This window comes from Mesorhizobium sp. B2-8-9 (genome assembly GCF_006439475.1).
GTDB lineage: Bacteria > Pseudomonadota > Alphaproteobacteria > Rhizobiales > Rhizobiaceae > Mesorhizobium.
The window spans coordinates 328575-350212 of the sequence record NZ_VFTQ01000001.1; the positions used below are offsets into that span (position 1 = coordinate 328575).

General features: G+C 64.4%; 23 protein-coding genes. 12 read left to right on the forward strand and 11 right to left on the reverse strand.

Translation table 11 applies throughout. The annotated features are described in order from the left end of the window. Positions 1-42 precede the first annotated feature (42 nt). The 4 genes from FJ423_RS01705 (at position 43) to FJ423_RS01720 (ending at position 4033) form a co-directional block, all read left to right on the forward strand. The gene (locus FJ423_RS01705) at positions 43-570 is read left to right on the forward strand and encodes a MarR family transcriptional regulator (protein ID WP_140647554.1); all 528 of its coding nucleotides are present in this window, start codon (positions 43-45) and stop codon (positions 568-570) included. Beyond that, a complete protein-coding gene (locus tag FJ423_RS01710; RefSeq protein ID WP_095766537.1) occupies positions 557-1276 on the forward strand; it encodes a response regulator transcription factor in 720 nt (239 codons plus the stop codon). Before FJ423_RS01705 ends, FJ423_RS01710 begins: the two co-directional genes overlap by 14 nt. A 51-nt stretch (positions 1277-1327) precedes the next feature. Then, the gene (locus FJ423_RS01715) at positions 1328-2743 is read left to right on the forward strand and encodes an ATP-binding protein (RefSeq protein ID WP_140838651.1); all 1416 of its coding nucleotides are present in this window, start codon (positions 1328-1330) and stop codon (positions 2741-2743) included. A 225-nt stretch (positions 2744-2968) separates the two neighbouring features. Beyond that, complete coding sequence (locus FJ423_RS01720) at positions 2969-4033, forward strand: glycosyltransferase family 1 protein (protein WP_246680059.1); 1065 nt, start codon at positions 2969-2971, stop codon at positions 4031-4033. On the opposite strand, the gene FJ423_RS01725 is transcribed toward FJ423_RS01720, so the two are convergent. The 3 genes from FJ423_RS01725 to FJ423_RS01735 form a co-directional block, all read right to left on the reverse strand. Then, positions 4025-4384, reverse strand: coding sequence for a tRNA-binding protein (locus FJ423_RS01725; protein WP_127251739.1), 360 nt, complete (start codon positions 4382-4384; stop codon positions 4025-4027). The two genes, FJ423_RS01720 and FJ423_RS01725, sit on opposite strands and share 9 nt — an antisense overlap. A gap of 18 nt (positions 4385-4402) precedes the next feature. Then, positions 4403-4903, reverse strand: a complete 501-nt coding sequence (locus FJ423_RS01730; RefSeq protein WP_040989643.1) for a YbjN domain-containing protein — start codon at positions 4901-4903, stop codon at positions 4403-4405. Positions 4904-5216: 313 nt separating this feature from the next. Beyond that, on the reverse strand, positions 5217-5519 hold the full coding sequence (locus FJ423_RS01735) for an accessory factor UbiK family protein (protein ID WP_040990372.1): 303 nt from the start codon (positions 5517-5519) through the stop codon (positions 5217-5219). Positions 5520-5649: 130 nt separating this feature from the next. Between FJ423_RS01735 and lgt the strand changes: the two genes are divergently transcribed. The 6 genes from lgt to FJ423_RS01765 all read left to right on the forward strand — a co-directional run bounded on the left by lgt (position 5650) and on the right by FJ423_RS01765 (position 11402). Next, positions 5650-6504, forward strand: coding sequence for a prolipoprotein diacylglyceryl transferase (lgt, locus tag FJ423_RS01740; protein WP_140838653.1), 855 nt, complete (start codon positions 5650-5652; stop codon positions 6502-6504). Next, positions 6501-7568: a class I SAM-dependent methyltransferase gene (locus FJ423_RS01745; protein ID WP_140838655.1), complete on the forward strand. Its 1068-nt coding sequence runs from the start codon at positions 6501-6503 to the stop codon at positions 7566-7568. Before lgt ends, FJ423_RS01745 begins: the two co-directional genes overlap by 4 nt. Before the next feature lie 87 nt (positions 7569-7655). Next, the gene (gene pgeF, locus FJ423_RS01750) at positions 7656-8444 is read left to right on the forward strand and encodes a peptidoglycan editing factor PgeF (protein ID WP_095766532.1); all 789 of its coding nucleotides are present in this window, start codon (positions 7656-7658) and stop codon (positions 8442-8444) included. Continuing rightward, a complete protein-coding gene (locus tag FJ423_RS01755; protein ID WP_140838657.1) occupies positions 8444-9595 on the forward strand; it encodes a Xaa-Pro peptidase family protein in 1152 nt (383 codons plus the stop codon). Before pgeF ends, FJ423_RS01755 begins: the two co-directional genes overlap by 1 nt. A gap of 55 nt (positions 9596-9650) precedes the next feature. After that, positions 9651-10277, forward strand: a complete 627-nt coding sequence (locus FJ423_RS01760) for a hypothetical protein (RefSeq protein WP_140838659.1) — start codon at positions 9651-9653, stop codon at positions 10275-10277. A gap of 189 nt (positions 10278-10466) precedes the next feature. Beyond that, positions 10467-11402: a ribose-phosphate pyrophosphokinase gene (locus FJ423_RS01765; RefSeq protein ID WP_095766529.1), complete on the forward strand. Its 936-nt coding sequence runs from the start codon at positions 10467-10469 to the stop codon at positions 11400-11402. On the opposite strand, the gene FJ423_RS01770 is transcribed toward FJ423_RS01765, so the two are convergent. Next, positions 11403-11969 (reverse strand): dihydrofolate reductase family protein, encoded by a 567-nt coding sequence (locus FJ423_RS01770; RefSeq protein WP_140838661.1) that lies wholly within the window; start codon positions 11967-11969, stop codon positions 11403-11405. Positions 11970-12085: 116 nt separating this feature from the next. Next, positions 12086-12955, reverse strand: coding sequence for a helix-turn-helix transcriptional regulator (locus FJ423_RS01775; RefSeq protein ID WP_140838663.1), 870 nt, complete (start codon positions 12953-12955; stop codon positions 12086-12088). 167 nt (positions 12956-13122) lie between these two features. On the opposite strand from FJ423_RS01775, the gene FJ423_RS01780 reads away from it, so the two are divergent. Further along, complete coding sequence (locus tag FJ423_RS01780; protein WP_181174692.1) at positions 13123-14352, forward strand: MFS transporter; 1230 nt, start codon at positions 13123-13125, stop codon at positions 14350-14352. Positions 14353-14504: 152 nt separating this feature from the next. Here FJ423_RS01780 and FJ423_RS01785 read toward each other — a convergent pair whose 3' ends face one another. Both FJ423_RS01785 and FJ423_RS01790 read right to left on the reverse strand, forming a co-directional pair. Further along, complete coding sequence (locus FJ423_RS01785) at positions 14505-15791, reverse strand: glycosyltransferase (protein ID WP_140838666.1); 1287 nt, start codon at positions 15789-15791, stop codon at positions 14505-14507. A gap of 267 nt (positions 15792-16058) precedes the next feature. Continuing rightward, positions 16059-16916 carry an alpha/beta hydrolase gene (locus FJ423_RS01790; RefSeq protein WP_095766525.1) on the reverse strand — a complete coding sequence of 286 codons (858 nt, stop codon included), beginning with the start codon at positions 16914-16916 and terminating at the stop codon, positions 16059-16061. 144 nt (positions 16917-17060) lie between these two features. Between FJ423_RS01790 and FJ423_RS01795 the strand changes: the two genes are divergently transcribed. Continuing rightward, complete coding sequence (locus FJ423_RS01795; RefSeq protein WP_095766524.1) at positions 17061-17510, forward strand: MarR family transcriptional regulator; 450 nt, start codon at positions 17061-17063, stop codon at positions 17508-17510. A 40-nt stretch (positions 17511-17550) separates the two neighbouring features. Here the strand turns inward: FJ423_RS01795 and FJ423_RS01800 are convergent, their stop codons facing one another. From FJ423_RS01800 to FJ423_RS01815, 4 genes are read right to left on the reverse strand one after another with little or no spacing between them, the layout of a single operon-like run. Beyond that, positions 17551-18312, reverse strand: a complete 762-nt coding sequence (locus FJ423_RS01800; RefSeq protein ID WP_140838668.1) for an ABC transporter ATP-binding protein — start codon at positions 18310-18312, stop codon at positions 17551-17553. A 17-nt stretch (positions 18313-18329) separates the two neighbouring features. Next, positions 18330-19325: an ABC transporter substrate-binding protein gene (locus FJ423_RS01805; RefSeq protein ID WP_140838670.1), complete on the reverse strand. Its 996-nt coding sequence runs from the start codon at positions 19323-19325 to the stop codon at positions 18330-18332. A gap of 46 nt (positions 19326-19371) precedes the next feature. Continuing rightward, positions 19372-20220 (reverse strand): ABC transporter permease, encoded by an 849-nt coding sequence (locus FJ423_RS01810; RefSeq protein WP_140838672.1) that lies wholly within the window; start codon positions 20218-20220, stop codon positions 19372-19374. 24 nt (positions 20221-20244) lie between these two features. Next, positions 20245-21609: an LLM class flavin-dependent oxidoreductase gene (locus FJ423_RS01815; RefSeq protein WP_140838674.1), complete on the reverse strand. Its 1365-nt coding sequence runs from the start codon at positions 21607-21609 to the stop codon at positions 20245-20247. Between the last annotated feature and the right edge of the window lie 29 nt (positions 21610-21638).

A 21638-nucleotide genomic window follows, 5' to 3' on the forward strand; every position in this document is an offset into this window, starting at 1 on the left:
GTCAATAGTACTGACGTAATTCCCGCCTCGCATGGAGAAACGATGACGAGCCCCGCAGCCGGAAAACCGATCAGGACGGCCATCGCCGATGAGGACGGCATCGACTTCGCCATCATCGAGCTGTTTTTCTTCGCCTATCGCGATTTCACCTCCGACCCGGACCAGATCCTCGCCGATTACGGCTTCGGCCGCGCCCATCATCGCGTGCTGCATTTCGTCAACCGCAGGCCCGGCCTCACCGTCGCCGAGCTGCTCGATGTGCTGAAGATCACCAAGCAGAGCCTGGCGCGGGTTTTGAAGCAGTTGATCGACACAGATCACATCGTCCAGGTGCAGGGTCCGCGCGACCGCCGGCAGCGCGAGCTTTACCCGACCGCCAAGGGTCGCGCCCTGGCCCTGGCGCTGGCGCGGCCACAGTCGCGCCGCATCCGTGCGGCATTGGAGGATTCCGGAACCACCGAACGCGCCACGATCGAGCGTTTCCTGGAAGCGATGGTCAATCCGGAACTAAGAGCGCAGATCGACATTGTGCCTGCGCAAACATCGGGGAAGAACCATGGAGACCATTGAGAAGGTCGATCATCCGTCAGCGCCCGACGATGACGCGCCGCATCTTCTGGTCGTCGACGACGACACGCGTATCCGCAACCTGCTCAAGCAGTATCTGTCCGAGAACGGTTTTCGCGTCACTGTGGCCGGCAATTCCGGCGAGGCCAGGCGCAAGCTCGCCGGCCTCGACTTCGACCTTCTGGTGCTCGATGTGATGATGCCGGGCGAGACCGGCGTCGACCTCACCAAGGCGCTGCGGGCCGAGAAGAACGTGCCGATCCTGATGCTGACGGCGCTGTCCGAGACCGACAGCCGCATCACCGGCCTGGAAGCCGGCGCCGATGACTACCTGCCCAAACCGTTCGATCCGCGCGAGCTGATCCTGCGCATCAACAACATCCTGCGCCGTGGCGGCCCGGCGGCAACGCCGAAGGTGGAGCAACTGGTGTTCGGGCCCTACACATTCCAGATCGCCAAGCGTGAATTGAAGCGCGGCGGCGAGGCGCTTAAGCTGACCGACCGCGAGCAGGAGATCCTCGCGATCTTCGCCGCGCGGGCGGGCGAGACCATACCGCGCCATGAGCTGGTGGGCGATGAATCGGATGTCGGCGAGCGCACCATAGACGTGCAGATCAACCGGCTGCGCCGCAAGATAGAGCGCGATCCGTCCAATCCGGTGTGGCTGCAGACGGTGCGCGGTATTGGGTATCGGCTCAGCGTCGAATAGGTTACCGTCGAAGGCCCTTTGCTGAACGGCCATCGACGAGCGGAAGGGCGAATGGCGACCACGCAACTGGACAAGCCGAAAGGAAGCGGTCCCGGCGATCTCGCATTGCGGACGCTGAGGGCGATGCCGCGTGCCTGGAACCGGTTCTGGCGCCTGGTCGCGCTCTATATGCCGAAACGGCTTTACGCCCGCTCGCTGATCATCGTGATCGCGCCGATGATCCTGCTGCAGTCGGTGGTCGCCTTCGTCTTCATGGAGCGCCACTGGCAGACGGTCACGCAGCGCCTGTCGCAGGCGACCATCTCGGACATAGCGGCCGTCATCGACATGATGGAGACCTATCCGCACGACGCCGACTACGCCAACATCATCCGCATCGCCCAGGACCGCATGCAGTTGAAGGTGGATCTGCTGCCGCCGGATCCGCTGCCGCCGCCCGGTCCCAAACCGTTCTTCTCGATCCTCGACGAGGCCTTGTCATCGGAGATCACGAAGCAGATCAACCGCCCGTTCTGGATCGACACGGTCGGTAATTCCAACGTCGTCGAGGTTCGCGTCCAGCTTGAAGGCAAGGTGCTGCGCGTCTTCGTGCGGCGCAGCCAGGCTTATGCCTCGAACACCCATATCTTCCTGATCTGGATGGTCGGCACCTCGCTGGTGCTGTTGATGATCGCCATCCCGTTCCTGCGCAATCAGATCAGGCCGATCCTGACGCTCGCCGAGGCCGCCGAGAGTTTCGGCAAAGGTCGGCCGATGCCGCGCGATTTCCGCCCGCGCGGCGCCGAGGAAGTCCGTCGCGCCGGCTTCGCCTTCATCCAGATGCGAGAGCGCATCGAGCGCCAGATCGAGCAGCGCACCGCGATGCTGACCGGCGTCAGCCACGACCTCAGGACCATCCTCACCCGCTTCAAGCTGCAGCTGGCGCTGGCCGGCGGCAAGTCCGAGACCAAGGCCGCGCTGAACCAGGACATCGACGACATGCAGTCGATGCTGGAAGGTTATCTCTCCTTTGCCCGCGGCGAGTCCGCGGAGGATACCGGCCGCTTCGACCTTGAGACCTATTTCCAGAAGCTCGGCGAGGAAGCGCAATTGCGCGGCTGCAAGCTCGCGACGACGCTGGTCGGCGATCCGACCGTGCATGTGCGGCCGAACGCCTTTGCCCGTTTGCTGTCGAACGTCATCGGCAATGCTTTCCGCTATGCCAAGACCGTCGAGGTCCACGCCAATCATGGCCCCGGCTCGCTCACCGTCACCATCGACGACGATGGACCGGGCATCGCGCCCGACAAGCGCGAAGAGGTGTTCAAGCCTTTCCTGCGGCTCGACGAGGCGCGCAATCTCGATGCCAGCGGCACCGGCCTTGGCTTGTCGATCGCCCGCGACATCGCCCGCAGCCACGGCGGCGACGTCAGCCTCGAGGACAGCCCGCTCGGCGGCCTGCGCGCAGTGATCAAGGTGCCTGCGTAAGTCCAGCCGAGGCAGGCTTCATCCGCCCGTCATGAAATCATGGTCAAGAGCGCGCATGAAGCGCGCGACCTCTGTTGATTCGGCCCTGCCGCACCGCTTCGATCCGGCCCCTGCCCGGGCGCGCTGGAGCGAGGCGCGAGCGGCTGCCTGGTCGCCGTTCCGGCACCGCGCCGGCGCGCTCAGGAATTATTACGGCAAAGGATCGCCATGTGTGTCGGGGTCGCTATGCGTATCCTGATGGTCACCGACGCGTGGCGGCCCCAGGTCAACGGCGTGGTGCACACGTTGGAACGCCTCACCGAGGCGCTGAAACCCTTCGACGTCGAGCTCGATTTCCTGACGCCGAACCTGTTTCGCACCTTGCCGATGCCGACCTATCCCGACATCCGCTTGGCGCTGACCACGCCTGGCCGCGTCGCGCGCGTGATCGAGGCCGCCAAGGCCGACCACATCCACATCGTCACCGAAGGTCCGCTCGGCATCATGGCGCGCCGCCATTGCCGAAAAGTGGGCCGCCCCTTCACCACCAGCTACCACACGCGCTTTCCGGAATATCTCAGCGCCCGCCTGCCGGTGCCGGAGAGCTGGGCTTACAATTGGCTGCGCGACTTCCACAATTCCGGACAGGGCACGCTTGTCGCCACGCAATCGCTGGCGGACGATCTCGCGGCACGCGGCTTCAACAAGCTGAGGCCCTGGACGCGCGGCGTCGACACCGACCATTTCCGGCCCAACAAGCGCAAGGAAACCGGATACCCCCGTCCGGTTTTCCTATGCGTCGGCCGCGTCGCGATCGAAAAGAACCTGACCGCCTTCCTCGATCTCGACCTGCCCGGCAGCAAGGTTATCGTCGGCGAAGGACCGGAACTGGCAAAGCTCAAGGCGCGCCATCCCAGCGCGCATTTTCTCGGCCACCGCCCGAACGACGAGCTGGCCGAGATCTACGCGTCGGCCGATGTCTTCGTTTTTCCGAGCCGCACCGATACCTTCGGCAATGTCATCATCGAGGCGCTGGCCAGCGGAACGCCCGTCGCCGCCTATCCGGTGACCGGACCGATCGATATTGTCGGCGATGGCGTCGGCGGGGCCGTGTCGAACGATCTGGGCGAGGCGGCGATGAAGGCGCTTCACGTCGATCGCGCCGAAGCGCGCCAGCGCGCGATGCGCTATAGTTGGCAGGCCTGCGCCGAAATGTTCCTCGACGCCGTCGACGAAGCGCTGGGCATGCCAAGCAAGCGCGCCGATCAGGACAGAGCGGCTCCAGTTCGCCCCAGGCTCGCCCTAGAATAGGCGCCCGCCGTCCGGCACTTTGCGCTCGATGGCGCCGAGCACCACGGCGCCCTCTTCGTCGGGAAAGCCCAGCGTCAGCACTTCCGACATGAACGGGCCGATCTGGCGCGGCGGGAAATTGACCACCGCGAAGACCTGGCGGCCGATCAGCGTTTCCGGCGCGTAGTATTTGGTGATCTGCGCCGACGACTTCTTTACCCCGATCGCCGGGCCGAAATCGATCTTCAGCTTGATCGCCGGCTTGCGCGCCTCCGGAAACGGCTCGGCCTCGACGATCGTGCCGGCACGGATGTCGACACGGTCGAAATCGGCAAAGCTGATCTCGGGCTTGCGCTCGCTGCTGGAACTCATCGGCGATGTCGGCTTGGCTCAGGCGTTTCCATGGGTCTCAAAGAGCACGCTGGACAGCGCGTCCTTGGCCGATGTACCCGACCAGACGACGAACTGGAAGGCCTGGAAATAGCATTCGCAGGCCTCTAGCGCCGACGACAGAAGCACCTCGACCTGCTGGCTCGAAGGCTCGACCCCGCCGGCAAGCAGCAGCGACTGCCGGAACATGATCGCGCCTTCCTGCTCCCACAGGTCGAAATGCCCGAACAGCATCTGCTCGTTGATCAGCGAAAGCAGCCGCATCACTTCCAGCGCGCGCGTCTCCGGCACCTTGATGTCGAAGGCGCAGGCCAGATGCAGCGCCTCGAAATCCTCCATCCAGGAAAAGGAGACGTGATAGTCTGTCCAGCTGCCGGCCACCGAAATCGAAATCTCGTCGTCGCCGGCGCGCTCGAAGGACCAGTCGTTGTTGTGGGCCACCTGCTCGATGACATCCACCGGGTGGATTTCGCGGGAGAATTCGAGTTCGAGGAGTTCCATGAATGCTTCCTGTGTTCAGGGGAGCGCCACACGCTCCGCGGGGCACACACGACGAACAATCTTGTCTAGAACTCGGACGGTCAGGACTTTCCAACACAAAGACCCAACCGGACCCCACCGCCCGGCGCATGACCCTGCTTCGAATCATGCAACAAATTCAGTCTATTGATCGGGAGTCGCGTGAACAGCCCAATTTTTCGCACTGCGCCATCCGCATGTGGAAAGGTGGCTGTCAGGAAGATTCATGCAATGCCGGTAAACGATTCACGGCAAAGCGATTTTTCGGATCGCGCTATGTGGAAAAGTTTAACGATTATTTTTTTGCGCGGGGCTTTGCAGCACCCGCTGGTGCGGCCTGTCCGGTCAGTTCGGCGAGCCTGGCCTCGAGCGCCTCGACGCGCGTCGCCAGCTGGATGTTGTCTTCCCTCGCCTTGACCGCCATCTCGCGCACGGCCTCGAATTCTTCGCGCTGCACCACATCCATGGAATTCAGCATGCGCTCGGCCTGGGCCCGGAACGCCGTCTCCACTTCGCGCCGCACGCCCTGCGCGGCACCCGCGGCATCGGTCATGATCTTTGCGAATTCATCGAGAATGCGGTTCGGTCCAGTCGCCATGGCAGATCCTCGCTTTGTCGTTTTGACGTAGTGGGGCGCGGCGCGGAATGCAAGCGAAGCCTTGCCTTGACCCCGCCAAAACCCTGCCGCATGGTCCGCGCCCAATCGTGACCGTCACCGGGGAACCGTTTTGAGCGAATATTTCCTGCTGCCGCTGGCCTCCCTGCCCTTCCCCAACATCGATCCGGTCATCGTCCATATCGGGCCGCTGGCGGTGCATTGGTACGGCGTCGGCTATATCGTCGGCATACTCTTTGCCTGGTGGTACGCCAAGCGCCTGGTCACCAACCCGCGCCTGTGGCCCGACGGCAATCTGCCGATGAAGCCCGAGGACCTCGACGACTTCATCGTCTGGGCGGCGATCGGCGTCGTGCTCGGCGGGCGCACCGGCTACGTGCTCTTCTACGATCTGCCGCGCTATATCGCGCATCCGCTTGACATCTTCGCGGTCTGGCAGGGCGGCATGTCGTTCCATGGCGGCCTGCTTGGCGTCATCCTCGCCATGACGCTGTTTTCGCTCAAGCGCCGCATTCCCACCTGGACATTGTTCGATGTGGTGTCGGCTGGCGTGCCGGTTGGGCTGGGCCTGGTCCGGGTCGCCAACTTCATCAATTCGGAGCTTTGGGGCCGGCCGTCGGACGTGCCCTGGGCGATCGAATTCCCCAATGGCGGCCCGTTCACCCGCCACCCCAGCCAGCTCTACGAGGCGCTGCTCGAAGGGCTCGTGCTTTTCCTGGTGCTGTGCTTCCTCACCCATTCGCGCCTGAAGCTGAAGACGCCGCGCTTCGTCGGCGGCGCCTTCATCTGCGGCTACGGCCTGTCGCGCATCTTTGTCGAGTTCTTCCGCGAGCCCGACCAGCAGCTTGGTTATCTGCTCGGCACCGGCTGGCTGACCATGGGCATGATCCTGTCCACGCCGATGGTGCTCGCCGGTATCTGGGCCATGGCTACGGCGAAGCCGGCGGCCGAGCCGCGGGCGGCATGACCCGGCTGAAGGAGCGCATCATAGGCCTGATCGGCGCGGCGGGGCCGATCCCGGTCAGCGAATATATGGCGCTCTGCCTGTTCGATCCCGACGCCGGTTACTACACGACGCGCGAGCCCTTCGGCGCCGCCGGAGACTTCATCACCGCGCCAGAGATCAGCCAGATGTTCGGCGAACTCGTCGCCGTCTGGCTCTACCAGGCCTGGCAAGGTGCCGGCCGGCCGTTGCCTGCGACCTTCGCCGAGATCGGTCCCGGCCGCGGCACCCTGATGAACGACATGCTGCGCACCTGGTCACGGCTCGACCCGGCGCTCGTGGCCGGCGCCTCCTTTGCCATGATCGAGACCAGCCCGCGCCTGGCTGAAATCCAGAGAGAGACACTTGCCGGCCAAGACGCAAAGCTTGCCTGGCACCAGACCATCGACACGCTGCCGCGGCAGCCGCTCTTCATCGTCGGCAACGAGCTGTTCGACGCGGTGCCGATCCGGCAGTTCGTCCATGTCGGCGAAAGCTGGCGAGAGCGCGTGGTCGGCCTCGATGGCGCCGATGAACTGCGTTTCTTCGCCGGCGCGGGGTCTGTCGATCCGGCACTGCTACCGGCCGCCGCGGCCGATGCGCCGCAAGGCGCCGTCGCCGAAATCGCGCCCGCCCGTTCGGCGCTGATGGCGGCGATCGCCGAACGCATCGCCGGCCAGGGCGGCGCCGGCCTGTTCATCGACTACGGCCACCTCCGGCCGGGGATCGGCGACACCTTCCAGGCGCTGCGCCGGCATCGGCGCGAAGACGTGCTGGCCAACCCAGGTGAAGCCGATCTCACCGCCCATGTCGATTTCACGCCCCTTGCCGATATGGCGCGCGCTCACGGTCTCGATGTGCAATTGTCGACCCAGGGCGAATTCCTGCTCGGCATGGGCCTGCTCGAGCGCGCCGGCACGCTCGGTGCCGATGCCGATGCCAAGACACGTCAAGCCATTTCGGACGCGGTCGAACGCCTGGCCGGCCCCGACGCGATGGGTGAGCTGTTCAAGGTCATGAAGGTCCTGCCGGCGGCCAAAGCCGCCTGAGATCGACGAGCGGCTTCACCGGCTGGTCCGCTTCGTACTCCGAACTTCGCCTTGACGAGACCGCCCCGCACGGACGACAAACCCACCATGCTGAATCAGACCAGACCCGATCCAGTGCGCTCGCCGCTGCTTGAAAAGGCGCAAGGCATGCGCCACGGCTATTTCACGCGCATCGGCGGCGTCTCCGACGGCATCTATCGGGGGCTCAACATCGGCACGGGCTCCAGCGACGATCAGACACTGGTCGCCGAGAACCGGCGGCGCGTTGCCGCCTGGATGGGCGTGCCGGCGGATCATCTGTTGACCGCGCACCAGGTCCATTCGCCGGATGTCGTCGTCGCCAGGGAACCCTTCGCTGGTCCTCGCCCAAAGGCCGACGCCATCGTCACCGACCGTCCGGGCATCGCTATCGGCGCCTCGACCGCCGATTGCGGGCCGGTTCTCTTCGCCGATGCCGAGGCGCGCGTCATCGGTGCCGCCCATGCGGGCTGGAAGGGTGCCTTCACCGGCGTGCTCGAGAATACCGTCGCCGCGATGGAGAGCCTCGGCGCCAGCCGCGAGCGCATCGTCGCCGTGCTCGGTCCTTCCATCGGCCCCGACAATTACGAGGTCGGGCCGGAATTCGTCGCCCGCTTCGTCGAGGCCGACACCGGCAATCATCGCTATTTCAGGCCATCGAGGACCGCCGGGCACTCGATGTTCGATCTCAACCGATATACGGTCGACCGGCTGCGCAAGGCCGGCGTGACCGCCGAGGGGCTTGGCCGCTGCACCTATGCGGAAGAAGACCTGTTCTATTCCTACCGGCGCACCACACACCGCAAGGAAGCGGATTACGGGCGCCAGGTTTCGGCAATCGTTCTGGAGAAAGAATAATGGCGCTGCATTTCGAACGTTCCGAATTCGACGCGCGGCGCGACCGGCTGCTGATCGAGATGGCCGAGAAGAAGCTCGACGCCGTGCTCCTGTTCGCGCAGGAGAGCATGTATTGGCTGACCGGCTACGACACGTTCGGCTTCTGCTTCTTCCAGTGCCTGGTGGTGAAGGCCGACAGCTCGATGGTGCTGCTCACTCGTTCGGCCGATCTGAGACAGGCGCGCCATACCTCGACCATCGAGAACATCGTGCTGTGGACCGATCGTCAGGGCGCCAATCCGGCGATCGACCTGCGCAACCTGCTCAACGACCTCGATCTGCTCGGCGCCCGCATCGGCGTCGAATACGACACCCATGGCTTGACCGCCTACAATGGCCGCCGCCTGGACGAGCAGTTGCAGACCTTCGGCCAGATCGCCGATGCTTCCGGCATCGTCGGCCGGCTGCGCCTGTTCAAGAGCCCGGCCGAGATCGCCAAGGCGGAAAAGGCCGCCAATCTTTCCGACGACGCGCTGGATGCCGCCCTGCCCCTGATCAAGCAAGGCGGCGACGAAGGGCTGATCCTTGCCGCCATGCAGGGCGCGGTCTTTGCCGGCGGCGGCGACTATCCCGCCAATGAGTATATCATTGGCTCCGGCGCCGATGCCTTGCTCTGCCGCTACAAGGCCGGCCGCCGCAAGCTCACCAAGAACGACCAGCTGACGCTCGAATGGGCCGGCGTCTTCCACCACTACCATGCCCCCATGATGCGTACCGTTTTGACCGGCAAGGTGTCGAAACGTCATCAGGAATTGTTCGACGCTTCCCGCGCCGCCCTGCTCGCGGTCGAAAAGGCGATGACGCCGGGCAACACTTTCGGCGATGTCTTCGACGCGCATGCCCGCACGCTCGAAACGCACAATCTGACCAAGCACCGGCTGAACGCCTGCGGCTATTCGGTCGGCGCCCGCTTCACGCCGTCCTGGATGGACATGCCGATGTTCTACCAGGGCAATACCGAGCCGATTGCGCCCAACATGACGCTGTTCGCGCACATGATCATCATGGACTCCGAGACCGAGACCGCGATGACGCTTGGCCGCACCTACCTCACCACGGAATCGGCACCGAAGCCGCTGTCGCGCCATGATCTCGACTTGATCGTGCAGTGAATCCATAATCGTTCGTTCACGCGGGGGCGTTCGCCAGCAGGGAGTTTTCAGGCAAATGAGACGATCGCAGGTGACGACCGTGTCATTGCTTGCGGCGCTGGCGCTTGGCGCCTGCACCAATGCCAAGGACGTGCTCGAACCTTCGGCGATCACCCCGCCGGCGGGCTCGGCCCAGTCCTCGGCCGCTTCGCAGGGCACATCGACGACGGCCACAACCCCGACCACGACCGCGCCCGCCCCTTCGCCCGCGCCTTCCACCACAGCGTCGCCCGCGACATCCAGGACACCGGCCCAGACCGCGGCTGTCGCCAAGACGCGGCTTCAGGTGGCGCCGATCGTCGGCGCGTCCGTGGAGGCTGCGGCGCCCTTGACGGCGGAACTGCAGGCCCGTGCCCGGCAGCGCGGCCTGACGCTTGTCGGCAGCACCGACCAAACGGCCACGCATGTGCTGAAAGGCTATTTTTCGACGATGTCCGAGGGCAAGAACACGACCGTCATCTATGTCTGGGACATCTACGACCCCTCCGGCAATCGCCTGCACCGCATCAATGGCCAACAGAAGGCGCCCGCGGCCGGCAGCGGCGAGGGCTGGCCCACGGTGGCGCCCGCGACCATGCAGGCCATTGCCGACCAGACGATCGACCAGTTCGCCGCCTGGCTCGGCAGCGGCGGCGCCGGTTGACCGGACCGGCGCGGGCCGAACTGTTGCCGGCCAAACTGTTGCCGGCTTGCGATGTTTTCCGTGTTTGTTGCGGCCGCCGGAAGGATTCCCCACGACGAGGCTTGCAATACCGGCCCGGCCCGCTAAAAGCCCGCTTAAAAGGCGCATGAGAGTCTCTCCGGCCTCTCCATCCTTCACCAGGAACGGTGCATGAAGCTTTTCGCGGGCAATTCCAATCGGGTGCTGGCCGAGGCGGTCGCTCGCTATCTCAACGTCCCGCTGGGCAAGGCCAGCGTCAGGCGCTTCGCCGACCAGGAGATCTTCGTCGAGATCCAGGAAAACGTGCGCGGCGAGGATGTCTTCATCCTGCAATCGACCTCTTATCCGACCAACGACCATCTGATGGAACTGCTCATCATGATGGACGCCTTCATGCGCTCCTCGGCGCGGCGCATCACGGCGGTCATCCCCTATTTCGGCTATGCAAGGCAGGACCGCCGCGCCTCGGGCCGCACGCCGATCTCGGCCAAGCTGGTCGCCAACATGATCACCCGCGCCGGCGCCGACCGCGTGCTGACGCTTGATCTCCATGCCGGCCAGATCCAGGGTTTCTTCGACATCCCGACCGACAATCTGTTCTCGGTGCCGGTGATGGCCCGCGACGTGAAGGCCAAGTACAAGCAGCTCGGCAATGTCGTCGTCGTGTCGCCCGACATTGGCGGCGTGGTGCGGGCGCGCGCGCTGGCCAAGCGCTTCGACGCGCAGCTCGCCATCGTCGACAAGCGCCGCGAGCGTCCCGGTGAATCGGAAGTCATGAACATCATCGGCGCGGTTGCCGGCAAGGACTGCCTCCTGATCGACGACATCGTCGATTCCGGCGGCACGCTTTGCAACGCGGCCGACGCGCTGCTGGCCAATGGCGCGACCTCCGTCACCGCCTATATCACCCATGGCGTGCTCTCCGGCGGCGCCGTTGCCCGTATCGCCGGCTCGAAGCTGCAGGAACTGGTGATCACAGATTCCATTCAGCCGACGCAGGGCGTGCTCGACGCCCCGAACATCCGTGTCATTTCGATCGCCGACCTGCTGGGCGAAGCGATCTCGCGCACCGCGACGGAAGAATCAGTCTCGAGCCTGTTCGATTGATCAGAAACTGGTTCCCGCGGGCGCATAGCGCAGCAGCGTGACCCCTTGGGCAAGGCGCTCCGTGCCGAGCGGCTTTAACGCCAGCGACCGGCCGGACTGGAAATAGGGCTTGCCGCCGCCCAGCACGACCGGATGCACGTAAAGCCGGTACTCGTCGATCAGGCCGGCACGCGCAAGGTGCCCGGCAAGGTCGGCGCCGGAGACCGAAATCTCGCCATCTGTATCCGTCTTGAGGGTCCTTGCCGCCGCCTCCGCGTCAGCCTTCACCAGGCGGGCATTCGGCCCGACCTCCTGAAGCGTGGTCGAAAACACGACCTTCGGCGTCTCCCGCCACGCGCGGGCAAAATCCCGCTCGACCTCCCCAGCCGCGATATCGCGTTCCGGGCTGTCCCAGAAGCGCATGGTTTCATACATTCTGCGCCCGCAGAGCGCGATCGACGTCCGCCTCATCTCGTCGTTGAAATGCCGATGCAATTCTTCCTCGGGAACCGGCAGGTCGATGTCTCCGCTCGGCCCGGCGATGTAGCCGTCCAGCGATGTCAGCATGGCATAGACGAGCGTTGCCATGGGGGCCTCCGATTTTGCGTTTCTCGGAAAAGAAACATAACTGATTGCAAATTGCAATCAGAATTGGCGCCTATGCCGAGAACCGGCACACCGGCTCAATGCCGCCGGGCGCTGTTTCACGCGGCGATCGGACCGCCTGTGCGGCGCGGGTTCTCACCGGCATCGCGCGCCCTGCGCATATAGCCGCGCGGCGATGTGCCGAGCATGCGCTTGAACATGGTGATGAAGGCCGGCACGCTGTCATAGCCGAGATCGAGCGCCACCCTGGTGATCGGCTCGCCGTCGGCGAGCCTTGGCAACGCCGCGAAAAGGCAGGCCTGCTGGCGCCAGGTCGACAGCGACAGTCCGGTCTGGCGATGGAAGGCGCGGGTGAAAGAGCGCCGGCTCATGCCCGCGGCATCCGCCCATTCGTCGATCGTCGCATGCGGCGAAGGGGCCGCCACGAAACGCCGGCAAAGCGCCGCGAGCTTCGGATCGGACGGGAAAGGCAAGCCGAGCGGCCGTTCCGGCAGGTTCGGGATCTCGTGCAGCAGCAGTCCCATGACGAGCGCCGCCCGCCCTTCGAGCTCGCCGCCCTGCGGCAGCTTCTCCGATTCGACGATCAGGCTGTGCATCAGCTCGGTAATGCCGACGACGCGCAAGCTGTCCGGCAGGCCGGCAATGGCGCCCGGCATCACATAGACCGAGCGCATCGAGACGTCGCCCAGCATCTCGACGGAATGCTCGATGCCGGCTGGTATCCACATCGCATGGTCGGGCGGCACCATCCAGCGCCCATGCCTGGTCGTCACCAGGACCACGCCGACCAGCGCGTGCAGCAGCTGGCTGCGGCTGTGGCGGTGCTGCGGCACGTGATAGCCGTCCGGGTATTCGGTCGGCAGCGCGACCGCCGGCCCGACAGCCTGTTCCAGCCATTGCCAGCGGCTTTCATGCAGCCGGCCGAGCTCGGCGGCGTCGCCCTTGAATATCTCCTTGCCATGCGGCATCGATGTGGCCCACTTGCGAAACTATTGGACCAAACCACGAAAGAAGTCGCTTGGCAACGGGCCTATAAGGCCGGCTGCGGTTCGGCCCGCCCAGAGCATGATCCCGAAAAGTGGGAACCGGTTTTCGGAAAAGATCATGCTCCAACAAGAGACTACGGAGCATTGCCTTGACTGATACGACCGCCACCTCCGTCGCCGCACCGGCGCCGGCAAGCAACATCTCGGCGCAAGCGACGGCCTTCACCGTCATTCTTGCGGTGAGCTTCTGCCACTGCGTCAACGACATCATGCAGTCGCTGCTTTCGGCGATCTATCCGCTGCTCAAGGACAATTACGGTCTCGATTTCTGGCAGATCGGCCTCCTGACCTTCACCTTCCAGGTGACGGCCTCGCTGCTGCAGCCGGTGATCGGCATGATCACCGACAAGAAGCCGATGCCCTACTCCTTGCCTTGGGGCATGGCCTCGTCGCTGGTCGGTCTGGTTGTCCTCGCTCATGCCGGCCACTATTGGCTGCTCCTGATCGGCGCCTCGCTGATCGGCATCGGCTCGGCGATCTTCCATCCGGAATCCTCGCGTATCGCCCGCTTCGCCTCGGGCGGCCGGTTCGGCTTGGCGCAATCGCTGTTCCAGGTGGGCGGCAATTTCGGCCAGGCCATGGGGCCGCTGCTCGCCGCCTTCATCGTCGTGCCGTTCGGCCAGACCAGCATTTCCTGGTTCGCCGTCGGCTCGCTGATCGGCATCGTCGTGCTGTGGCGGGTCGGCGGCTGGTACAGCCGGCTGCGCGCCTCGCTGGCAACCCGTAAGCAGGCTGCCCATGTCTCGCCCTTCGCGCGCAAGAAGGTCATGTGGGCATTGGCCGTGCTGACGCTGCTGGTGCTGACCAAGAACGCCTATATCGCCTCGCTCTCCAGCTACTACACCTTCTACGCCATGCATAAATTCGGCGTTTCGGTGCAGATGAGCCAGGTGATGCTGTTCCTCTTCCTCGGCGCCTCGGCGCTGGGCATCCTGCTCGGCGGCCCCTTCGGCGACCGCTACGGCCAGAAGGCGATGATCTGGTTCTCGATCGTCGGTGTGCTACCCTTCACGCTGGCGCTGCCCTACGCCAATCTGGAATGGACGATGGTGCTTACCGTGCTGATCGGCCTGATCCTGTCGTCGGCCTTCTCCAACATCGTCGTCTTCGCGCAGGAGCTGGTTCCGGGCCGCGTCGGCATGATCGCCGGCATCTTCTTCGGCTTCGCCTTCGGCATGGGCGGCATCGCCGCCGCGGTGCTCGGCGTCGTCGCCGACATGAAGGGCATCGACTTCGTCTACCAGATCTGCTCGTACCTGCCCTTCCTCGGCCTGCTGACGGTGTTCCTGCCCAACATGAAGGAAGCGCGGAAGGCCTGAGCCGATCGGGTCAGCGGCCAAGCTGCCGTTCAACAAAAGATCGCCGCCGGGTTCGGAGCCTTGAAGGTTTCGGAGCCGGCGGCGGCGTCCCATGGCGCGACGCTTGCTTTATCCAACAAGCAGCTTCTTCCCTCGCCGCCCTCGCGACGAGATCAGCTCCTTCCCCTCAAACCCAGGCGTTGCAAAAGGCCGTGAAGAAAGCGACCCCGGCCATCGGGTGGCTTCGCCGCCGGCTGGCGTTGCCGCCTCGGCAGCGCTGCGAACAGCTCGGGAAGCTTTCGGAGCGTCGAACTCCAAAGCAGCGTGTCGAGCTGTGCGATGTCCGCCGAATTCAGCTCTTCAGGCTCGCTTCTGAGCGCCTGGGCAAGCACATCCCGGAAGTCTTCCGGCCTGTCCGCCAGCCGGACATTCGGCCAATGCTGGAATTGCTCGTAGCCGCGCAACGCGAAGGATGTCGCCACGACCGGCTTGCGGTTGTACAGCGCTTCCGCGGTCTTGATGTTCGTGCCGCCGCCCTCGACGATCGGAAGCATCACGACGTCGGCAAGCTCGATCAGCGCGCCGAGGGTCGCGCCGTCCTGCATGCCGAGCAGCTCGATCCGGGCATTGTCGGCGCCACGGTGCCGCAGGAATCCGGGATCGTTGCGGATCTGGTCGGCAACGCCGCCAACCACCACAATCCGTTCCGAGGCTGAGAGAAAACCAAGGTCCGGATCCGTCATCTGGAGAAAACCGCGGGCGTTGGGCGGATGGCCCGACCCGACGAACAGCGCCGTGCGCACGCCGGCGAACCGCGATGCCCAACGATCGAGGCCGACGGGCGTTTCCCGCGGCCATACGCCGTTGGCGGCGACCACCACCCTTGGATTGAGCTTGCGAAAATGGGCTGCATCCTGCTCACTGACCGCGACCACCAGGTCCGCCTTTGCGGCAAGATCGGACTCGATGTCCGCCGCACGTCGAGCGCTCCAGAGGTCCGTTCCCGCGCCGGCAATCGCGGCCTCTTGCGCCAGCAAGTGCTGTTCGACATTGTGCGAGCTGTAGACGATTGAAAAATTCGCCTCGGGCGAGCACGTTTGAACATACTCACGCAAAGCCGGCCAAAGCCAGCCCTGCTCCACGGCAATGACATCCGGCCTGAAGTCGTCGAGAAATCTTGCGATTTCAAGGCGATGGGAGCTGCTGCGCGCGATGAATTCGGCGGTGGCGACATCGGAACGCCATTTGCGCCTGGCCATCTGCTTGCGAAACCGGCGCGGCATCTCGATGAAAAGATCGCCGGCCTCCATTTCCCGCCTGGCGCCGCGGTTGGGAGTAACGAGGACATGGCGTGTTTCCCATCCACAATCCCGCAGGACCTTGTGGATGGCGTTCGCCCGCAGCTGGCCGCCCTGGACCGGCTGCCGGATCGGATACGTTCCCAGCGAAACATATCTCATCGGATCAGCGTGATGCTGCAATCGCCGGCATCAAGCAGCGATCCTACGACGGCACTCATTTTTTTGCCCCCTTCTTCAGAGGCGACAGTACCATTTTTCGGTGCCGAGTCTGGAGATGATATCGGCGGCCGGGCGCTGACTTCTCGCCGATATCGAAAGGACGGCATAGGGACAATATCGAGCGTCCCCGCCCAACCGCGAAACGATGATCCGTCGTCTTACAGCACCCGCCCGAGGGCGGGTGCTTTCGCGTTTTGGCGGCCAGCCTCAGGCCTTGAAGAAGGCCAGCAGGTCGGCGTTGATGACATCCGCATGGGTCGTTGCCATGCCGTGCGGAAAGCCCTTGTAAACCTTGAGCTCGCCCTTCTTGAGCAGCTTGATCGAGAGGAGCGCGGAGTCGGCGATCGGGACGATCTGGTCGTCGTCGCCATGCATGACCAGCACCGGCACGTCGATTTTCTTCAGGTCCTCGGTGAAGTCTGTTTCTGAGAAGGCCTTGATGCAGTCGTAATGCGCCTTGGCGCCGCCCATCATGCCCTGGCGCCACCAATTGTCGATGACACCTTCGGAAGCCTGGGCGCCGGGACGGTTGAAGCCGTAGAACGGGCCGGCCGGCACGTCGTGGAAGAACTGTGCCCGGTTGGCCGCCAGCGCCGCGCGGAAACCGTCGAACACCTCGATCGGCAGGCCGCCGGGATTGGCCGGCGTCTTCAACATGATCGGCGGCACCGCGCCGATCAGCACGGCCTTGGCGACGCGGCCTCCGCCGCCATGTTGCGCGACATAGCGCGCGACCTCGCCGCCGCCTGTCGAATGACCGACGTGGATGGCATCCTTGAGGTCGAGATGTTCCGCGAGCGCCGCCACATCCGCGGCATAGGTGTCCATCTCGTTGCCGGTATCGGTCTGGCTGGACCTGCCATGGCCGCGCCGGTCATGGGCGATGACGCGGTAGCCCTGTGCCAGGAAGAACAGCATCTGGGCGTCCCAGTCGTCGCTGCTCAGCGGCCAGCCATGGTGGAAGACGACCGGCTGGCCAGTCCCCCAGTCCTTGTAGAAGATCTGCGTTCCGTCCTTCGTGGTGATCGTGCCGCTGCCCGAACCCGACTTGGTCTGCGAGGTCATCTCAATCTCCTTGTATTAGCGCGATAAACAATATCGCGATAATTATTTCGTAATGAAGATCGAGAGCCTTGTCTACCAAAAAATGTATCGCGATACCATTTCCCGTGATACATAAAGGATGCTCAGTCGGCAAAGGAATGCGCCGTGCCTCTCCCGTTGGACAATCAGCTCTGCTTCACCCTCTACGCCACCAGCATGGCGATCAACCGCACCTACAAGCCGATGCTGGACGAGATGGGGATCACCTATCCGCAATATCTCGTGCTCAATGCGCTGGGAGAGACGGACGGCATGTCGGTGGGCAGCATCGCGCATCGGCTGGCCCTCGAATCGAGCACCATCACGCCGCTGGTGAAACGCATGGAACAGGCAGGCCTTGTCACCCGCCAGCGCAGCCAGACGGACGAGCGCCAGGTGCAGGTCGATCTCACCGCCGCCGGACGTGCTCTGCTCGTCCGGTGCAATTGCCTGAACGAGACCCTGATCGAGCGCTCAGGCATGAAACTGGCTGAACTCGATGCGCTGAACCGGCAAATCCAGGCGCTGCGCAATGCTTTAAGCGGCGGCCAGGTGGTGGACACCGCCGAAGGCTAATCGAGATTCAAAGTCGGGCTGGCATCACCTGAATATCAACCTAGTGCAGGCCGAACTCGCTTAGCAACTCCTCGCGATAGCGCACGAAGCGGCTTTCGCTGCGCTCGCGCGGCCGCGGTAGGTCGACATCGATCAGTCGCGCCGCGCCGCCTTTCTCCCTGGGCAGGATCAGCACCCTGTCGGCAAGATAGATCGCCTCTTCAAGGTCATGGGTCACCATGACCATGGTGACATTCTCCTCGCTCCAGATGCGCGCCAGCTCCTCCTGCATGGAGATCTTGGTCATGGCGTCGAGCGCCCCGAGCGGCTCGTCGAGCAGCAGGATTTCCGGCTGCACCGTCAGTGCCCTGGCGATGCCGACGCGCTGCGCCATGCCGCCGGAGAGCTGCCTGGGATATGCATCGCTGAATTCGGCAAGGCCGACCAGGTCGACATAGAAACGCGCCCGCTTCTCGGCCTCCGCCTTGGCAATGCCGCGCACTTCGAGACCGAAGGCGACATTGCCGAGCACAGTCAGCCAGGGCAGCAGCCGCGGCTCCTGGAAAATTACCGCTCGCTCTTCGCCGACGCCCTCAATCCGCTTGCCGTCGATCGCGACGGCGCCGCCATCGGCCCGCTCCAGCCCGGCAAGGATGCGCAGCAGCGTCGTCTTGCCGGAACCGCTTGCGCCGACAATGACCAGGCATTCGCCGGAGCGGATATCGAGATTGAGCGAGCGCAGCACGGCAAGCTGCCGCCCGGCGAGTGCGAAGGATTTCGACAGGTCGCGGATCGTGACATCGCCGCCGCGTGCCGTGGGCATGGTTTGCGTCTCCGTGCTCAATTGGTCTTGGTTTCGCCGAGACGGTAGAGAATGTCGGAAGCCTTGAGCTTGCCTTTCGGCAGCCGGCCGTCGCGCTCGAGGATATTCACCCAGAACTCGACGTCGCGGTCGGTCACCGCCGCCTTCTCGCGCAGGCCGAAGCCGGTCCAGTAGCGCGCCAGCTCGCCATTCTCGCCACGCCTGTTGAGAATGTCGGCGAGCAGCTTGCGCGCCTCGTCCGGATTTTGCCGCGACCAGTCCGACGCGCGCGCCGACTGTTCGACGAAGTTGCGGGCCGCATCCGGATTCGCCGTGATGAAATCACGACGCAGCACGACGAAGCCACCGGCGATTTCGCCGAGCACGTCGGTATCGTTGAAGACGCCGCGCACGCCGCCATTGCTGACCAGTTGGCCCGCAAACGTCGCTTGCCAATAACCCAGCCCGGCAATATCGACCTGACGCGAGCGCAAGGTCTGTTCGAGCTGCGGCCCGGGCACCACGACCAGCTTGGCCGCGTCCGGCGGCAGGCCAACGCTGTGCAGCGCCTCGCGCACCGTATAGTCGAGATGGGCGCCGAGCGTGTTGACCGAGATCGTCTTGCCGGCAATGTCGGCGATCGATTTGATCGGACTGTCTTCCAGCACGTAGAAGACACTCTTCACATCCTTGTTGATGCCGTTGCTGGGACAAGCCGCGACGAAGTCGTTGCCGCCGGCGATAGAGTTGATCACCGCCGGCGTGGCTGCCGAGCCCAGGTCGGCGCTGCCGGACGCGAGCGCGAACAGCGATTCCGGGCCGCCCGCGGCATAGCCGACATTTTCGAGCTCGATGCCGAGGCCCTTGAAATAGCCGAGCGCGTCGGCCAGCTCATGCGGGGAGATGCTGCCGCGGCTGGCGAGATAGCGGATCTTGACGGATGCGGCTTGCGCCATGGCGATCGACGGCAGGCCGGCGAGAATGCCGGCAGCAAGCGGAGCGCGCAGGAGAAGCGAACGGCGGGTGATGCTCATGATCAAGCCTTTCGTTGTTTTGGAATGACGGTGAAGGTTTGGGTGCTTAGCCGGCTGAAATATTCCAACGACACAGCCGCCGCTGCAGGACGACCAGCACCTGGTTGGCGATCAGGCCGAGTGCCGCCAGGATAACGATCGCCGCGAACATCAGCGGAATCTGGAAATTGTACTGCGCATTCATCACCTGGAAGCCGATGCCCTTGTTGGCGCCGATCATCTCCGATGCGATCAACAGCAGCAGCGCGGTCGTGGCGCCGAGCCGCAACCCGACGAAGATCGACGGCACTGCGCCCGGCAGCACGACGCGGCGGAAAATCGTCAGCCGCCGGGCGCCATAGGCGCGCGCCATTTCGAGCAGCTTCGGATCGACCTCCTTGACGCCGCTGATGGTGTTGAGCAGCAGCGGAAACAGCGTCGCCCAGAAAATGACGAACACTTTCGAAGCTTCGCCCAGCCCCAGAAGCAGGATGAACACCGGGTAGAGCGCCAGCGCCGAGGTCTGACGGAACAGCTGCAGGATCGGGTCGAGCGCGGTCTCCACGGCACGCGCCTGGCCCATGACCAGGCCAAGCGGAATGGCGACGACGACGGCCGCCGCGAATGCAAGGCCGGCGCGCTGCAGGCTGATGGCTATGTCGCCGAGCAGGCTGCCGCCAATGAGGCCCTTCCAGAGCGCCGCGACGATCGTGTCGACCGGCGGCAGCACGGCCGAATTGACCCAGCCGCTGCTCGCTGCCACCTGCCAGAACACGAGGAAGCCGAGCAGCACGCCATAACGCGACAGGATTCGCGCCGAAGTCCGCGTCAGGAGGCGCAGCGGCTCCATGCCGGTGCCGCTGCCACCCTCATGCCGGCCGATGCCGACCGTCTTTTCGATATGCTGCAAAGTCATCGTCTTGCCCTCTCGCGTCAGGAATCATTCGGCGGCGAGCACGGTCGAGCGCGCGGCCGTCCACGGATTCTGCGGCCGCCTCAGGCCAAGATTTTCGCGCAGCGTCCTGCCCTCGTAAGCGGTGCGGAACAGGCCGCGACGCTGCAGCTCCGGGATCACCAGGTCTACGAAGTCGTCGAGCGCGCCGGGCAGCCAGGGCGGCAGGATGTTGAAGCCGTCGGCGGCCTCGCCCGTGAACCATTCCTCCAGCTGATCGGCGACCTGGGCGGCACTGCCGATCACCGTGTAATGGCCGCGCGCGGTCGCAACCCACTGATAGAGCTGGCGGATCGTGAAATTATGCTCGTCCGCGATCTGGCGGATCAGCGCCTGGCGGCTCTTCATGCCTTCGGTCTCCCTGCTCGGCGGCAGCGGGCCGTCGAGCGGATAGTCCCTGAGGTCGAGCGTCTGGCCGGCAAGTCCGTTGAGCAGCGCCACGCCGTCCTCCGGCAGGATCAGGTCGTTCAGCTGCTGGTATTTGGCACGGGCTTCTTCCTCGGTGCGGCCGACGAAGGGCGCCACGCCCGGCATGATAAGCACCTGCGCCGGATCGCGCCCGGTCGCCGCGACGCGCGCCTTGATGTCGCGATAGAACTCCTGCGCCGAGGCAAGGTTCTGATGCGCGGTGAATATAACCTCGGCCGATGCCGCCGCGAGCCCGCGACCGTCCTCCGACTGTCCCGCCTGCACGACCACCGGATGGCCCTGCACCGGACGCGGCACGTTGAGCGGCCCCTTGACGCTGAAATGCGCGCCCTTGTGGTTCACGTCATGCAGCTTGTCCTTGTCGTAGAAACGGCCCGTCTTCTTGTCGCGGATGAAGGCGTCGTCTTCCCAGCTGTCCCACAGCGCCTTGACCGTTTCGACATGCTCATGCGCCCGCGCATAGCGCTCGGCATGATTGGGCTGGACGTCACGATTGAAGTTGCGCGCCGTGTCGTCGCCGGCCGACGTCACCACGTTCCAGCCGGCGCGCCCGTTCGACAACAGATCGAGCGAGGCGAATTTGCGCGCGAGTGTGTAGGGTTCTTCATAGGTGGTCGAGGCCGTGGCGATGAAGCCGATATGCGTGGTCAGCGGCGCCAGCGCTGCAAACAGAGTCACCGGCTCGAAACCGGCGATCTTGGCGTTGCCGCCTTCACGGGCGCCGAGGCCGATGGTGAGATTGTCAGCCAGGAAATAGGCGTCGAACAGGCCCCGCTCGGCGGTCAGTGCGAGTTGCTTGTGGAACTCGAAATTGGTGGCGCCATCGGCCGGCGCGTCCGGATGGCGCCAAGCCGCGACGTGCTGGCCGCCGCCTGGCAGAAAGGCGCCGAGCTTGATCTGTCTGGATGTGCTGGAGCTGGTCATGGCTGATCCTTCGGGTTCCAAAACGACTG